Origin of the sequence: Fischerella sp. PCC 9605, assembly GCF_000517105.1 — a bacterium.
In the GTDB taxonomy this organism is placed as follows: domain Bacteria; phylum Cyanobacteriota; class Cyanobacteriia; order Cyanobacteriales; family Nostocaceae; genus PCC9605.
This window is the reverse complement of record NZ_KI912148.1, coordinates 2,381,679-2,397,214: the sequence shown is the minus strand read 5'-3', so window position 1 is coordinate 2,397,214 and position 15,536 is coordinate 2,381,679. Positions and strand designations below refer to the sequence as shown.

Below are 15,536 nucleotides of genomic sequence, written 5' to 3'. Positions count from 1 at the left end.
GGACTAGGGCATAAAAATTATGAATTATGAATTATGAATTATGAAATTTTTAGCATTCAGTATTCATAATTCATAATTTTCATCTATTCCCAATCCCCAATCCTCATTACCCTATTACCTATATTCGATTAAAAAATTTGAGTTATTTAAATATTTGTCAAATTAGGGTTTTAAGTTTTTGAATTTTAAAGCTTAAAAATTTTAAATCTGTTTGATGATAAAGCGATCGCGCCCTTCTGCTTTAGCCTGATACAGAGCCTTGTCAGCTGCCTCAATCAAAGCTAATGGTGAAGACTCAAAACTAGGAATAATAGTGGCGATTCCTAAACTGAGAGTAATATACTCACTAACGGCAGAGCCAGAATGAACTATTTTTAATTCTCTAACTCCAGCTTGCATCGCTGCTGCAACATGAACTGCACCAGAAGCATGAGTATATGGCAAAATTACAGCAAATTCTTCACCGCCGTAACGTGCCACTAAATCCAGATTTTTCTGGGCTGTATGCTTTAAGACACCAGCCACATTTTGCAGGCAGGCATCTCCTGCTGGATGACCATATTTATCGTTATACAGTTTAAAAAAATCAATATCGCACAAAATGAGTGAAATTGGCGATCGCTGTTGAGCTAGTTCCAACCACTGAGAATTTAAATGTTGGTCGAAGCAACGGCGATTAGCCAACCCAGTCAAACCATCTTCATTGGCAAGTTGCTGCAAAGCATGGTTAGCAGCTTCTAACTGTTTGTATACTTGCCCTTGTTGTAATAACCGTCTTACTCGTCGGCGCAATACAGCCCAATGAATTGGTTTGGTAACAAAATCGCTTGCTCCCGCCTCAAAAGCACGATCTACCGAATCAGGATCGTCCAATCCCGTAATCATCAATATAGGAGTGCGATCCCACAAGATGGAAATCAAATTATTGCCAAAAGAAGATCCGCTATCAACGGATGCGAGTGCTAGCACCAAATTCTTCTTGGCAATCTGGAGCAATTCATGACAACAAGTAAAACCATCCATCACAGGCATCACGGCATCTAGCAAAACTAAATCTGGTTTGACAGCGGTATAAGCATCTAAACATTCCTTACCATTACTGACCTCAACTACTCGATAACCTTCTTGTTCCATCGCTTCACGCAAAAGTAGTCGCATGATCGTATCATCATCAGCTACCAGAATCAGATGGGGTTTGTTGGAAATAGAAGTAAATGGGCTTATGCCTGACATGAGTTGCTTTTCACAGAAAATAAAAATCTGGGCTATATAAAACCTTTAAAAACGGTATAAATGCTGATTTCACTGCATTGTGGCAAAGCAAGGAAGGTGAATATGCTTCTGCATTAATGCCGAAAGTTGCAGGACGCAGCTATTCTGTATCAGCTTTAGCTCCTGTTGCACTCTAGAATGCCTAATTTTGTATAGCCAAGCTTGTGGTAAATAGTTTGCATAGATAAACTCATGGGGATAGCAAGCCAGTTTTATCTTTTTTTCCCACCAAGCACCAGCAAGGTAGGGAAATGTACTATTTATCTTTCCCAACTACAAACAAGCAATTGCTATTTTTTTAAAAACTTCAATCGTGTACCTAAAGTCTTGAGTTCCGCTGTTAGTTTGGACACCAATTGAGTCAGAATCAAAAAATGCCCCACTGCGGCAAGTACATGATAAATCTTTAATACTTAAAGAATGCGTGAAAAACTATACGCCTTGGTATGGTAAAAACGCTAATTTTTTAGTACAATTACTGAATTTTAGGTCAAATCATATAATTAAATAAGTGTCAATAAACCTAACAAATATTTGTTATGCCAGATCCTTTAATGTATCAGCAAGACCACTTTGTTGTTTTAGAAACAAATCAAGCAGAACAATTTCTGACAGCATCAGAGTTATTAGAAAAATTGCAGGTAATTTTGCAAAAAATAGATTTTCAGAATTTACCACCTGATTTACGGTCATTTAATTCCGTAGAAGAAAGAGCCAAATATTTGCTTGACACAACCTGCGAATTAGATGTGGGTCGCGGACAATATTTACAGTGGTACGCTGTTCGCTTAGAAAAATAAATTTTTTGTCATTAGTCCTTTGTCCTTTGTCCTTTGTTAAAAGTTAGTTGTCAGTTGTCTTTTTTCAACTAACAACCAATGACTAATGACTAATGACCAATGACTATTTTGAAGTGGTAATTAGTGCCAGTTCAATTTTATTTTCACCTGGTTGTGTGACTTCAACTTTCACTCCAGGGCCAAAATAATGAGTCATTTTTTCTTGTTTTTGCTGCCAAACGTCAATTGGTATCAGCGGCGAATCAAATTCTAAAATTAAGGCGTAATTTCCGTTAATTTCTTCTTCTCTTAACCCTGTGAGGACTGGTAACTCATCGTCTGAGGAACTTAGACTTAAGTAAGATAAAGCCCGCTCGAAATGGGCGTTTTGACCATAGCTGTAGCGGGTGATGTCTTTGCGAATTTTATTTTGAGTCGTAGTGGCTTGCTGCTCCCGCAGTGCCAAAACTTGCGGCGTAGTGGCTTTGCTGAAGGGTACGGGTTTGAGTTCATTAGCTTTGAGTGCCAGTCCTCCTAGGACTAGCGGAATCCCATAAAAAAATCCAATCAGATTGAGAGTGGCATTATCGTTAGCGTAGGCGGCGATGCCGATGATGGTTAAGATACCGCCGATGGTTAAACCCAGCATTCCCAAAGAAACTTGGCGAAACATGATCTTAAGTTGTAATTCTTAGCAGCTCAGTTTTATTATCATCGGCGATCGCTCACAGATTAGGGAAGAGGATAACGAAAGTCTCGGTTTTTTTGAGTTAACTTTAAATGTGAGGAGAGTTCCAGGCGGAAATAAGATAATGGACCCACAGATGATCAAAGAACGAATTGCCCAAATTCAAAGTAAACGAGAGTACTTGCTTAACTTGCTAGAGCAACCAAATCTAGGAACTTTGAGAGTGGACGTAAATCAGGCTTTGGAAGAAATGGATGAGTTAATAGATGAATATAGACGCACCTTTCCAGAAATGGAACCCTAATTAAGCCTAACTAAGTTACAAAAATAAATACTGGCGTCGGTAGCAACCGCTAACTTTCGGTTCTATCGACGCCTTTTGTATTAGTTCCAAATTTCCAGGTTCCCAAAGTTCTATCTTTTTTGGCTTAGCCGAGTCTCTTAGCTGTGTCATTTATCCTCTCACTGAACCATTAGCTATACGTTGTCCCAACTGCTTGACTAAAGAAACTAGTTCTGTAGTCGGTACATCCTTTTTGCAAAAAGCGTCTAAACTAGCTCTTGCTTTTGCTTCTTGAAATTTCAGGTCATCTATAGAGGAATAGGCAATAATCTGAGTCTCAGGAGCAATAGCTTTAATCTCAGAAGACGCACTCCAGCCATCCATGACTGGCATTTGCAAATCTAGAACAATCACGTCAGGCTCGTGGCGCTTTACCATTTCTATGGCTTCTTGACCATTACTGGCTAACCCTACAACTTGAATATCTTCCTGAGCGGAAAAAATTAATTGCAGGGTTAAACGCGTTAGTTCGTGATCGTCAACCACTAAAACGCGCAAGGTAGAAGACTCACAAGACAACATCAACATCCAAGCAAACTAAAGGTCAATTTACAACAACCTTTATAGTTTATGGGAACAAATACCAGAACTAACTCTATCCTATGGTTGAATAAATTTTTTGCATTTATGATAATTGCTTTGAAGCTGCTTTTTAGCTAGCTATCAAGATGGACAGAGTTCTTTTTTGAATTAATCAGAGTTGAGGCGATCGCGGGCGAGTTTAAAGCCATAGACATCAGGGTTTTTTGTGAGCTAACTTCTGGACAATCTTCACCAGGACGCCTTTGAATATAGCTGCCATCTGCTTGTAATTCCCAGGCTTGGCGGTTATCTGCTAGCATAATTCCCAATATTTCTTGCAAGTCTTTAGCAATATCTGGGTCTTGTACTGGGGTAATTACTTCCACCCGACGATCTAAATTCCGGGGCATCCAATCCGCGCTACCAATAAAAATTTCTTCCTGACCATTGTTATAAAAATAAAAAATTCGGGAGTGTTCTAAAAAGCGACCGACAATACTAATCACGCGAATATTTTCGCTAATGTCTTTCAGCCCAGGACGCAAACAGCAAATACCCCGCACAATCAGGTCGATTTGTACACCAACGCGAGAAGCTTTATATAGTGTAGAAATAGTTTGCGGATCGACAAGAGAATTCATTTTGGCAACAATCCGACCAGAAAGCCCATTTTGAGCATTTTCAATTTCTCGTTGGATTAAGCCAACGAAGCGATCGCGCATATTCACAGGCGCAACCAACAACTTTCGATAAGACTTTTGTCGCGAGTATCCCGTCAAGAAGTTGAATACATCTGTGACATCTGCCCCTAGTTCTTCTTGGCAGGTAAATAATCCTAAGTCGGTATAAAGTCGTGCCGTTTTCGGATTGTAGTTGCCAGTACCAATATGTACGTAGCGACGGATGCGGTCTTGTTCGCGCCGCACGACCATGACGAGTTTACAGTGGGTTTTCAGACCGACCAGACCGTAAACAACATGAACGCCGACGCTTTCTAAACGCCTTGCCCAGTAAATATTATTCTCTTCATCAAACCGTGCCTTCAGTTCCACCAATACAGATACCTGTTTGCCATTTTCAGCAGCAGCAATTAAAGCATTAACTATTGGTGAATCACCGGAGGTACGATAAAGGGTCATCTTAATTGCCAAGACATTCGGGTCATGGGCAGCACTAGTAATAAAACGCACTACCGATGCCGAAAAAGATTGATAGGGATGGTGAACTAGTAAATCCCGTTCGTGAATGACAGCAAAAAAGTCTTTTCCTTCCTCTATTTCTAGAATTTCCGAACCTATATTTGGTTCGCGAATGCGTTGTAAGCGGATAGGCACGACCGATTGCCAGGGTGGGTCTTTAAGTTCTGCTGGCACTGGCACAGACATAAAATACATCAAGTCGCGCAGTCCTAAAAGACCATCTACTTCATAGATGTCGTTTTCTGATAATTCCAAATCTTGCAACAGTCGGTTGCGTATAACTTCAGGAGTTTGGGATTGAATTTCTATCCTGACAGGATTACCACCAACCCGTCGTTTTCGTAGTTCCTGCTCAATTAAAAGTAGTAAATCGTCGGCTTCATCTTCTTCTAATTCCAGGTCAGCGTCACGAGTAATCCGGAAGGGATGATATTCCTGAATGTTCATCCCTGGAAATAGGGACTCCAAATTATGGGCGATCGCTTGTTCCAAAGGTACACCAGTCCAAAGAGCAGGTTTACCTTGGTGCTGAATTCCCAACTCTGGTGGTAAAGCCAAAAATCTTGGTATAACAGTCGGGACTTTGACTCTGGCAAATAATTCTTCTTCTGTTTCTGGGTTTTTAACTACAACTGCCAGATTTAAGCTGAGATTGGAAATGTAGGGAAAAGGATGGCTGGGATCAACAGCGAGGGGAGTTATAACAGGAAATATTTGCTCCTCAAAATAATTATCTAAATATTTCCGCTGTTTTTCTGTCAAATCTATGTAATCCAAAATATGGATGCCATGATTTGCTAAAAGTGGTCGCAGTACTTCTTCAAAATGTTGGTGTTGTTGGGCTATCAGAGGACGTAGGAAAAAACTAATCTCATCTAGCTGCTGTTGCGGCGTGCGACCATCAAAACTTAATCGACTGACTTTTGCTTCTACCTGTTGCTTTAAAACTGCAACACGTACCATGAAAAATTCATCTAGGTTAGAACTAAAGATGGCTAAAAACTTGAGACGTTCGAGCAGAGGCGTGCGTGGGTCTATCGCTTCATGCAGTACCCTGCTATTAAACTCTAGCCAGCTTAACTCACGGTTCAGATAATATTGCGGATCGCTGAGATTTATTTGTTGATTAGAAGTTTTTTTAGATTTCGGCATGATTACCTAAATACAGGCAAACGCAGCCCATACACTCTATGAGAATAGACTTATCTGCTAGCTCAGCCAGAGATGTTTTCCTGCAACGCTTTGACTTCTGTTAGTCGATAAGTCTGATAATATACATAGTAATTGAAATCAAGCCTCAGCGGATATTATTATCCAACGCTGATGACTTTTTATCTTGGCTTCACCACCATTACTGAACAATGGGCTTCTTCTACGACTTGGCTACTCACAGAGCCTTGGACAATTCGGTTCATACCAGTTAGTCCGCGACTGCCAATCACAATCAAATCAGCCTTATAAATATTAGCAAGGCGAATAATTTCTTCTGCTGGATCGCCGGTGACTAGTTCAATTTCACTTTCAACAGGCAACTGGGCTTGGTAGGCTTGCAGTTGTTTTTCGATGTGTAGATAAGAAAGTGCTGGTGACTCTGAGTGAGGACGATCGGCAGGAAGTTCCATTTCTGAGTCTGGAGGCGGAAAAACATGACAAAGGATGACTTTACCATCTTTTGGCAGTACCAAGTCGTTTAAACTCTCAATGACTCGCTCTGCAATACCTGAAGCGTCCAGAGCTACCAAAATAGTCTTTAGCACTGCTTGTGTCTCCAAAAAAGTAGACCCCTTAAATCAAAATTTGCTATAGATATGTGATTGGCGGCTACAATTACTTTTTTCCAAGAAGGAAGTAAGTTTGTATAGCTTTAAGCTTTCAGTTTGACGCCAATAATTTGATTTTGGTCAAAACTATAGAAAAAACTTAATAATTATTTAGTTGCTGGTTAGTGGTTAGTGGTTAGTGGTCAAAAACAAACAACTATCTACTAACTACTAACTACTAACTACTCCCTGATTTATTCTTCTTTTTGAACTCGACGTCTGACAGAATCAGTGTGCGAAGGTAAGCCTTCGGCAGTGGCAAGAGCATCAATTGCACCTGCGACTTTTTCTAGTGCAGTCTGCGAATATTGGATAATGCTTGAGTGTTTAAGGAAAGTTTCTACTCCCAATGCCGAAGCATAGCGGGCTGCACCAGAAGTTGGTAAGGTATGGTTGGGCCCGGCAATGTAGTCTCCTACAGCTTCCGGTGTGGAATAACCCAAGAAAATTGCACCAGCATGGCGAATAAGTGGTAGTACTGCCCAAGGATCTTCTACTTCCAACTCTAGATGCTCGGGGGCAAATTCGTTGGATAGTTCGGCTGCCGCTTCCAGGGATTCTACAATCACAATCAAGCCATAGTGAGCAAGTGCTTTCTCTGTTAGGGTGCGTCTGGGGTGATCCACCAGCTGTCTTTCCACTGCAACTTGCACGTTCTTAGCTAGAGCCGGATCGGTCGTCAGTAAGATTGCCGCCGCCATTGGATCGTGTTCGGCTTGCGCTAGCATATCTGCTGCCACATGGACGGGATTTGCAGTTTCATCGGCAATAATTAGCACTTCGCTTGGCCCTGCCAAAGAATCTATACCAACTGTCCCGTAGACAAGTTTTTTTGCTAGTGTCACATAAATATTACCCGGCCCGGTAATAACGTCTACTTTTGGAATTGTTTTTGTACCGTACGCTAAAGCAGCGATCGCTTGCGCTCCTCCTACCCGATAAATCTCCTGTACCCCGACTTCTTGGGCAGCTACTAATACTGCTGGGGGGAGCGTTTTTCCAGCTCCTGGTGGTGTTACCATCACCACATGTGGGACTCCCGCTACCTTGGCTGGAATCGCATTCATCAATACTGTACTCGGATATGCCGCACGACCACCAGGTACGTAAATTCCTGCTCGATCTACAGGGGTATAACGTTTACCCAGTACTACATCATCATCGCCAAAGTGTACCCAGCTTTTTGGCACTCGTTGGCGGTGAAATGCTTCAATTTGGCGACAAGCTAGCTGAATTGCTTCCAGCAGTTCTTTGGAGACCTGTTGGTAGGCAGCATCTAGTTCTGAGCCTGTAACGCGCATTTCTTCTGGCTTGAGAATTTGATGATCAAATTCTCCCGTATAATGCAATACAGCTCTATCACCTTGGCGCTTCACCGCTTGCAACACTTCCCGCACTGTTGCTTCTTTATGAAGCACCTGTTCATCATGGGTGCGATCGCAGATCCTTTGTAATTCCGATCTGACGTCTGCCTGCTGAGTAATGATTCGCAGCATGGAGTAAGGACAATGCCAACTTTAGAATATTCCCGCCTGAGAATGAGTCTTGCTCCTTGCCCCAAGGGGTTTCGGTAGCTAACACCTACTCTCTTTTCTAGCTTAACCTGGATTTTTTTGATACTTCCACAGCTTTTAGCACATGGTTTTCCCAATCGGAAGACTAAACTGCGATGCGATAGTCTTAGTTGATTTTTGGTTGACTCAGAAGTAATCAAGAAAGCAAAGCTAATTACTACTGAGACTAAACTTACCAATATTCAACTTGTTTACATTTGCCATTCTTCATACTTTGCAGGATGGCGGTTTTCACAATTAGTCTTCCTTGTATCAAATGGTTAGAGTCTGTTCTATAATTTTTGCTTATTTTTCTAATTTACTAGCTAACATTTTTTGTAGACCTAGGCGGTCGGGTGTCTACATTTAAACCCTTGAATTTTAGCCATTCACAGGTTCTTACCTCTAGCAATATAGTCCTTTGGGGACAGACTAAACTTCAGGCTACTGCCACCACTTGTTACCAAGTGGTGAGTTAGATAACGTGGTTATCGAGTACCTAATTTTAACTTATTTTCAGCGATGAAAACAAAATATAATTGAACTTTCATAAATACTATCAAGCAAAAATTAATATTTTCACAAGTATGAGATAAATTTTGAGCGAGTGTTTTCAAAAAACTTTAATCATAATTTAGCATAGTAAATATACTTATTCAATTTTTCAGAAAAAAAATCTGTCACTGATTTAACAGACACATCTTTCTGAGAGGATACGAGCAAGAAACATTCAACAAAGTAAGCAAGTACAGATAAATTAGGTGTCAAGTATTTGGATAACAATTATCCGTTTTGATGGCACAATTGCCTTCTATATTAAGTCACCTGTATTGATTGTAGGTTAAATGAAATAAGAAATAAACAAAATACAAAACTATTAACCGCTAACAACTCTCTTATTTTCTAAATAATTCAGTCAGATGATTTCATAACACAATAACGTATGAAAATCTCATAAACATTATATGAACATTATTTTTCTTCCTACCTTTATCCTTTGCACACAAAGAAAATAAAAAACTCCATCCCCTTGTGGGTGGAGTTTTTGGGAATTGGGAATTGGGAATTGGGGATAGGGAATTGGGCATTGGTTTTCTTACCCATGCCCCTTGCCCCAAGTCAGCGGGTGATAGAGACCTTTCCATGAGGGGACGGAGCTTGCCGCCGATTTTTGATGAAACGCGGGGAGACAGTGACAATACTTAGTAATTCACCGACTCCCTACATTTAGTCATCACCGTGTTGGTTTATTCTTCGTCTTCGTCGTCGTAGTCGTCCTCGTCGTAATCGTCTTCTTCTTCGTCTTCTGTTAGGTCGTTGATTTCACCAGGAATCAAGTCATCATCATCCAAAATCGAATTTTCTACGCGTCTGCTACCAAATGTAGGTTCCCCTACCCCAAGAGTTGGAGAATCCAAGTTATAGGTGCGGGCTGTACGGTCATCCAGCACCATATCTAACGGATCTTCAACTTCATCCAAGACGCTACTACTAATTCCCTCTGCGTAGTCTTCGACTATGCCAGGTTCTTCATAGGTATTAAAGCCTGTTCCTGCGGGAATCAATCGTCCGATAATTACGTTTTCTTTTAAACCACGCAGCCAGTCAGATTTACCTTCAATGGCTGCTTCGGTCAATACCCTAGTTGTTTCTTGGAAGGATGCGGCAGAAATGAAGCTATCGGTATTCAAAGATGCTTTAGTAATACCTAACAATACGGGAGTGTATTGGGCTCTCGCACCACCAGTGATGGCCATAGCTTCGTTTACTTGTTCAATTTGGCGCAGTTCTACCAACTCACCAGGCAGCATAGTGGTATCACCGCCATCATCTACTCGTACTTTCGAGGTCATCTGCCGGACAATCACTTCAATGTGCTTATCGGCAATATCAATGCCTTGAGACTGATACACCAATTGCACTTCATTCACCAGGAAGGTTTGCACCTTCTGTAAGGCATGGCTGGCACAGGCGTAAACTCCATCTTCAGAACCAAGGTTAAAGAAGACTTCCAAGATTTCGTGCGGATTAGCCGGGCCATCTGTCAGTGGCTGCCCTGCACTCACCGTTTGTCCATCTGTAACTACCAAGTTCTGTCCAGGCCCGATTTGATAATCTGTGACTACGCCGTTGGGTTCGATCACTTTGACTGCGATCGCTTCATCACCATCGCCATAGATTACCTTGACTTCTCCCGCTCTTTTTGCTAAAATACATGCCTCTTTTGGTTTGCGAGCTTCGAGCAGTTCCTCAATCCTGGGCAAACCTTGAATGATATCTCCCGTCTTAGCGCGTTCAAACACCAGCAGTACCAAGTTATCACCGCGCTGCACCAAATCACCATCTTCTACCTGCAAGACAGCGCCAGCGCTGACGCGGTAAGGACGACCGACGCGGAGGGTGACAGAGTAGTTTTGAGTAGTAAGTGCTGATTCGTCAGATGAAACTTCTCCTTTGGCTTCTGCTTTTTGCACTGCTACGACTTGTCCAGATTCTTCGGCCAAGACTCCTGGAACAATTTCTGTACCTTCTACTACCAAGTCACCCACTTTTAATTTGGGCTGGACAGTAGAATGTATCTTGATCATGTCGTGTTGTTGACGCAATACCAAACAACGACGAACGGCTTCCGTACCTTTTTGTACGCCCCGTACAATACCGCCTTCTTTACACAAGATTTGGGTACGTGCCACCACAGCACCTGGAGCAATGGTTTGTCCGTCTTCAACCTCAAGCGTTGTATGGGTACTACCTTGAGTGGCATCAGCAGCAATATCCCGACGCACCGTCAAGGACTCCAGAATCACTAGCTGCAAGCGCTGAATTTCTGGATCATTGCTATCAGCCACCAATTCAATATCTGCTGCCAAGGGAGAAGCGGTATGGTCTTGTTCGCCTTCTTGTTCGATTTCCAATACCAGTTGGGTTCGCAGCAGTTCCACACCTTCAACAGACTTAACCCGCTCAGAATCTTTATAAGGCAGTCGCTGTACAGCCCGCAATTGAATCGAACGTGCGGCTTGTTGACTTACTGATGTCGTAGATGGGACATCAGGGTGATCCGGTACGGCATACTCAACTACCGAACGACTCAACAGGGCTGGACCTTCTGGGCTTTCCACATACTGGATATACCGCAGTTCGTTGACAACTTGTCCCAGCAATTCCTCACCAGGTTGAACAAAGGTATTATCCTTGCCCATGACTGCCTCTGGATCGTCAACCATTAGCAGTTCGCCTGGCTTAATTACCACTTCCCGCAGAATGTCGTTTTTCTGGGTGACTTCGATCACACCACTGTTTTGGCAGAAGATATCTTTAACTACCTCAGTCCCAGCTTCAACAAACTGACCATCTTCTACCAACAGCAAGGAGATATCTTTGTTAACTTCGTGGGTTTCTTCTGGAATCCACAGTAGGGTTCCTCCCTGCACCACTTCATACCCTTGCTTGGCTTTACCTTTTTTCTGGACTTCCACACCAGCATATTTCAGCATGCCACCGGTAGTAGTGCGATAGCGGTCATCAATCAACTCAGCTACCACTTGACCATTTTGGACTTTGGTGCCCGGGGTTGCCCTGAGGTTAAAGACTTGGTTGTTACCAGTAGTGACTAGGTAGTTATTTTTACCTTGAGAGCTTTGAACGGTGACGGTAGCTTGGTCTAAAACTACAGAAGCGGTGATAATTTCAATTTCCCGTGTAGACTTGCCTGGGGTTGCTTCTGGCAAACGCACCACGCCACCATGCTGAGTGGTTAGCTTAGTTTCTGCCAAAACACCATTGCTGGCGACGGTGTCGTTTTCTTTAACTACTAATTCGGCTCCAGGTGGTAAGTTATAAACTTCCCCTGACAAAATCCAAATCAAACCACCCCGCGCCGCTGTGGTAGTGGTATTGCCTTGACGGTCGGTTTTTTGTTCTGCTACGACATCGGCAAACTTGACTTCCCCTGCTAAGTCAGAAGCTACGTCTTTAACAGCTTTTTCTGTATTGGCACGAGTTGTACGTCCGCCGAGTGCCACTTCTGCAATTAACTGTCCCAGCTTGACCTGTTGTCCGTCAGTGACGTACAGGGTTGAACCTTGGGTGACAGGAATTTCCTTGTTGGTTGAGTCTGAGTTGCTAGCTTCCAGAGTCAAGGTGGCGTTGGCTTCCACATACAAGGCATCTTCGCCGTGGCGGGTACGGTAGGGTCTTGTCCGTATCCTGCGGGGGAAGCGAACAGTACCATCGATATCGGCACGTACTTGTTTTGCCACTTCACCAGTGAATACACCCCCAGTGTGGAAAGTACGCATGGTTAACTGGGTACCCGGTTCACCGATACTTTGTGCGGCAATAATACCTACGGCTTCGCCTAAATCCACCATTTTCGCGTGGGCAAGACTCCAGCCATAGCAGTGTTGACATACCGATCGCGCTGCTTCACAAGTCAGGGGCGATCGCACAACTACTTCAGTAACTCCGGATTTTTCGATTATTTTCGCCAGATCGTCAGAAATGGGCGTATTTCGTGGTGCAATCACTTCTTTTGTAGTCGGATGGATGACATCCTCTCCTACTACCCGTCCCATCAGGCGCGTGGCAAGGTTAATCATGACTTTGCTACCTTCAGTCATTGCCCGGATGGGAATTCCCCTGGTAGTGCCGCAGTCAAATTCTCGGATAATCACATCCTGGGAAACGTCAACCAGACGACGGGTCAGATAACCAGAGTCAGCTGTCCGCAACGCCGTGTCTACCAATCCTTTACGCGCACCGTAAGAAGAAATAATGTATTCTGTGACGGTAAGTCCTTCCCGGAAATTTGTTTTGATGGGCAAGTCGATAATTTCCCCTTGCGGATCTGCCATCAGTCCCCGCATTCCCACCAATTGCCGGACTTGGGAGATATTACCCCTAGCTCCGGAAAATGCCATCATATACACGGAGTTGAGGGGATTTGTCTTTTTGAAGTGGGTAACGACCTCGTCTTTTAGGGCTTCGGAAGTACCGTTCCAGGTATCAATTACTTTCTGGAAACGTTCTACTTCCGTGATTTCACCACGTTGGTAACGTTCTTCTGTAGCGCGAATTTCTGCTTCTGCTGCTTCGAGGAGCGATCGCTTAGAAGGAGGCACCATCAAATCTTCTACACTGATCGAAACTCCAGCCTTGGTAGCGTAGCGGAAGCCCAAATCTTTTAATTTGTCCGCCATCACAGCCGTCCGCGCTGTACCATAGTGCGTAAACGCCCAAGAAATTAAATTTCGCAGTTGACCTTTGTCAACGACGCGATTGCGGAAAATCATTTTGTCGTTAGTCATTTGTCAATAGTTGTTGGTGGTTGGTAGTTGATGGTGAGGCAGCGCGGTCTTGGGGGTTCCCCCCATGAGCGACTGCCGAACCCGAAGGGTTGGTCGTTAGTTGGTTGTTACAAACAACAAACAACTAACAACTAACAACAATTCCTAACTTGCTAGCGCTTCCTGAATCGCTTTATTGTAAATTACACGACCTGGTGTTGTGTATATATACTGAGAAACTAAATTTCCCTGAGCGTCTTCTCTAACTCGACGGTATTTATATAGCTTGGTTCGGCTACCATCGCCATTTTCGATGACTTCTTGTGGCTCGTTGTCTGCTTGGTCTGACTCGACTTCACCGTCATAGCGGACATAGATATAGGCGTGCAGGTCAATTTGATCCTGCTCGTAAGCCATAATTACGTCATCTAGAGAGGCAAAATACCGTCCCGCACCCTTTTTAGCATGAGGGTTTTCTGCGGTTAAGTAATATGACCCTAACACCATATCTTGGCTGGGTGTGATGATTGGCTTACCTGTAGCTGGAGACAAAATATTGTTAGAAGCCAACATCAACAACCGCGCCTCAGCTTGTGATTCTAGAGACAACGGTACGTGTACCGCCATTTGGTCGCCGTCAAAGTCAGCGTTAAACGCCGGACATACCAATGGGTGTAGCTGGATGGCTCTTCCTTCCACTAAAATTGGTTCAAAAGCTTGAATACCCAAACGGTGCAAGGTAGGAGCACGATTGAGCAAAACTGGGTGCCCTTCAATCACCTCTTCCAGCACATCCCAAACACTTGGGTCAGATCGTGAAATCAGCTTTTTCGCGGCTTTAATATTGTTTACCATGCCGCTGCGAATCAAACGGTGAATCACGAAAGGCTGGAATAGCTCAATCGCCATTTCCCGTGGCAAACCGCATTGGTGAATGTTCAGCTTTGGCCCCACTACAATTACAGAACGTCCGGAGTAGTCTACCCGTTTACCCAGCAAGTTCTGCCGGAAACGCCCTTGTTTACCTTCAATGATGTCTGACAAAGACTTCAGCGGTCGGTTATTTGCTCCTACCACTGTCCGTCCGCGCCGACCATTATCAATCAAGGCGTCTACTGCTTCTTGCAGCATCCGCTTTTCATTGCGGACGATAATCTCGGGAGCTAAAATTTCTTGCAAACGTGCTAGACGGTTATTACGATTAATTACCCGGCGATACAAATCGTTCAAATCGCTGGTTGCAAACCGTCCACCATCGAGCTGTACCATTGGGCGCAAGTCCGGCGGAATTACGGGAATTACTGTCATTACCATCCACTCTGGTTTGGAACCGGTGGCGATAAAGTTGTCGATTACCCGCAAGCGCTTAATTAGCTTCGCTCGTTTTTGACCTTTGGCGGTAGTGATCTCTTCCCGCAGAGTTTCCGCTTCTTGTTCGAGGTTAATATCAGCTAGTAGGCGCAGCAAAGCTTCTGCACCAATGCCTACTTCTACACCTTGCAAAGTAGAATCTTCGCTGTAAATCTGGTCTTCAATTTCTAGCCACTGGTCTTCACTGAGTAGCTGTTTATAACTTAAGGTTTCGGCATTACCTGGACTAAGAACAACATAGGAATTGAAATACACAATTTGCTCTACATCCCGCAGGGGCATATCCAGCAGAATGGAAATATAACTGGGAATACCTTTGAGGTACCAAACGTGAGCTACAGGTGCGGCGAGTTTAATATAGCCCATGCGGTGGCGACGTACTCGCGATTCGGTGACTTCCACACCACAGCGTTCGCAAACAATTCCCCGGTGCCGTACTCTTTTATACTTTCCGCAATGGCATTCCCAATCTTTAGCCGGGCCAAAGATGCGCTCGCAGAACAAACCATCCATCTCTGGTTTAAGAGTTCGGTAGTTAATCGTTTCTGGCTTAGTAACTTCACCGACTACCTGACCGTTGGGCAATGTTCTTTCGCCCCATACTCGTATGCGTTCTGGTGATGCCAAGCCGATTTTAACGTAGTCAAACTGATTAGTTTGGGCGTGTCTCATCTCTCGAAATTATGAATTATGAATTATGA

10 protein-coding genes are annotated in these 15,536 nt (G+C 43.5%); 2 read left to right on the top strand and 8 right to left on the bottom strand.

Annotated features, from left to right (window positions below):
• Positions 1-201: 201 nt before the first annotated feature.
• Positions 202-1,233 carry a response regulator gene (locus FIS9605_RS0112850; RefSeq protein WP_026732942.1) on the bottom strand — a complete coding sequence of 344 codons (1,032 nt, stop codon included), beginning with the start codon at positions 1,231-1,233 and terminating at the stop codon, positions 202-204.
• 578 nt (positions 1,234-1,811) lie between these two features.
• Between FIS9605_RS0112850 and FIS9605_RS0112845 the strand changes: the two genes are divergently transcribed.
• A complete protein-coding gene (locus FIS9605_RS0112845; RefSeq protein WP_026732941.1) occupies positions 1,812-2,072 on the top strand; it encodes a chlororespiratory reduction protein 7 in 261 nt (86 codons plus the stop codon).
• Positions 2,073-2,175: 103 nt separating this feature from the next.
• Here FIS9605_RS0112845 and FIS9605_RS0112840 read toward each other — a convergent pair whose 3' ends face one another.
• Positions 2,176-2,724 carry a DUF2854 domain-containing protein gene (locus FIS9605_RS0112840; RefSeq protein ID WP_026732940.1) on the bottom strand — a complete coding sequence of 183 codons (549 nt, stop codon included), beginning with the start codon at positions 2,722-2,724 and terminating at the stop codon, positions 2,176-2,178.
• 139 nt (positions 2,725-2,863) lie between these two features.
• Here FIS9605_RS0112840 and FIS9605_RS0112835 point away from each other — a divergent pair, with 139 nt between their 5' ends.
• Complete coding sequence (locus FIS9605_RS0112835; RefSeq protein ID WP_026732939.1) at positions 2,864-3,043, top strand: hypothetical protein; 180 nt, start codon at positions 2,864-2,866, stop codon at positions 3,041-3,043.
• 150 nt (positions 3,044-3,193) lie between these two features.
• On the opposite strand, the gene FIS9605_RS0112830 is transcribed toward FIS9605_RS0112835, so the two are convergent.
• The 6 genes from FIS9605_RS0112830 to FIS9605_RS0112805 form a co-directional block, all read right to left on the bottom strand.
• Entirely contained in the window at positions 3,194-3,610 is a 417-nt protein-coding gene (locus FIS9605_RS0112830; protein ID WP_026732938.1) for a response regulator, read from the bottom strand.
• A 128-nt stretch (positions 3,611-3,738) separates the two neighbouring features.
• A complete protein-coding gene (gene ppk1, locus FIS9605_RS0112825) occupies positions 3,739-5,955 on the bottom strand; it encodes a polyphosphate kinase 1 (RefSeq protein ID WP_026732937.1) in 2,217 nt (738 codons plus the stop codon).
• Positions 5,956-6,134: 179 nt separating this feature from the next.
• Positions 6,135-6,560: a universal stress protein gene (locus FIS9605_RS0112820; RefSeq protein ID WP_026732936.1), complete on the bottom strand. Its 426-nt coding sequence runs from the start codon at positions 6,558-6,560 to the stop codon at positions 6,135-6,137.
• 257 nt (positions 6,561-6,817) lie between these two features.
• Positions 6,818-8,119, bottom strand: a complete 1,302-nt coding sequence (gene hisD / locus FIS9605_RS0112815; RefSeq protein WP_026732935.1) for a histidinol dehydrogenase — start codon at positions 8,117-8,119, stop codon at positions 6,818-6,820.
• A 1,304-nt stretch (positions 8,120-9,423) separates the two neighbouring features.
• Positions 9,424-13,485, bottom strand: coding sequence for a DNA-directed RNA polymerase subunit beta'' (locus tag FIS9605_RS0112810; protein WP_026732934.1), 4,062 nt, complete (start codon positions 13,483-13,485; stop codon positions 9,424-9,426).
• Between the two features lie 144 nt (positions 13,486-13,629).
• Positions 13,630-15,507 carry a DNA-directed RNA polymerase subunit gamma gene (locus FIS9605_RS0112805; protein ID WP_026732933.1) on the bottom strand — a complete coding sequence of 626 codons (1,878 nt, stop codon included), beginning with the start codon at positions 15,505-15,507 and terminating at the stop codon, positions 13,630-13,632.
• Positions 15,508-15,536: the final 29 nt, after the last annotated feature.